Here is a 1,400-nt window from a genome sequence, read left to right on the forward strand (position 1 = left end):
AGCGGATAGTACCGTGAGGGAATGGTGAAAAGTACCGCGGGAGCGGAGTGAAATAGTACCTGAAACCGTGTGCCTACAAGCCGTGGGAGCGTCGCTCATTGGATTTATCCAATGGGTCGTGACTGCGTGCCTTTTGAAGAATGAGCCTGCGAGTTAGCGGTGTGTAGCGAGGTTAACCCGTGTGGGGAAGCCGTAGCGAAAGCGAGTCCGAATAGGGCGATTGAGTTGCACGCTCTAGACCCGAAGCGGAGTGATCTAGCCATGGGCAGGTTGAAGCGGAGGTAAGACTTCGTGGAGGACCGAACCCACCAGGGTTGAAAACCTGGGGGATGACCTGTGGTTAGGGGTGAAAGGCCAATCAAACTCCGTGATAGCTGGTTCTCCCCGAAATGCATTTAGGTGCAGCGTCGTGTGTTTCTTGCCGGAGGTAGAGCACTGGATAGGCGATGGGCCCTACCGGGTTACTGACCTTAGCCAAACTCCGAATGCCGGTAAGTGAGAGCACGGCAGTGAGACTGTGGGGGATAAGCTCCATGGTCGAGAGGGAAACAGCCCAGAGCATCGACTAAGGCCCCTAAGCGTACGCTAAGTGGGAAAGGATGTGGAGTCGCAGAGACAACCAGGAGGTTGGCTTAGAAGCAGCCACCCTTGAAAGAGTGCGTAATAGCTCACTGGTCAAGTGATTCCGCGCCGACAATGTAGCGGGGCTCAAGCGTACCGCCGAAGTCGTGTCATTGCAGCAATAGGGCCAACGCCCGCTGTGATGGGTAGGGGAGCGTCGTGTGCCGGGTGAAGCAGCAGCGGAAGCTAGTTGTGGACGGTTCACGAGTGAGAATGCAGGCATGAGTAGCGATACACACGTGAGAAACGTGTGCGCCGATTGACTAAGGGTTCCTGGGTCAAGCTGATCTGCCCAGGGTAAGTCGGGACCTAAGGCGAGGCCGACAGGCGTAGTCGATGGACAACCGGTTGATATTCCGGTACCCGCTTTGAAACGCCCAATATCGAATCAGGCGATGCTAAGTCCGTGAAGCCGTTCCGGACCCTTCGGGGAAAGGAAAGTGGTGGAGCCGACGAACCAGACTTGTAGTAGGTAAGCGATGGGGTGACGCAGGAAGGTAGTCCAGCCCGGGCGGTGGTTGTCCCGGGGTAAGGGTGTAGGCCGAGGGGTAGGCAAATCCGTCCCTCATTAAGGCTGAGACCTGATGCCGAGCCGATTGTGGTGAAGTGGATGATCCTATGCTGTCGAGAAAAGCCTCTAGCGAGTTTCATGGCGGCCCGTACCCTAAACCGACTCAGGTGGTCAGGTAGAGAATACCGAGGCGTTCGGGTGAACTATGGTTAAGGAACTCGGCAAAATGCCCCCGTAACTTCGGGAGAAGGGGGGCCATCACTGGTGA

At 56.4% G+C, this 1,400-nt stretch carries 1 rRNA gene; it reads left to right on the plus strand.

The window, feature by feature from the left end:
* A 23S ribosomal RNA gene (locus tag ACFYP3_RS37830) occupies positions 1-1,400 on the plus strand; the annotation flags it as partial.

The organism is Streptomyces sp. NPDC005533 (assembly GCF_042871845.1).
Lineage (GTDB): Bacteria > Actinomycetota > Actinomycetes > Streptomycetales > Streptomycetaceae > Streptomyces.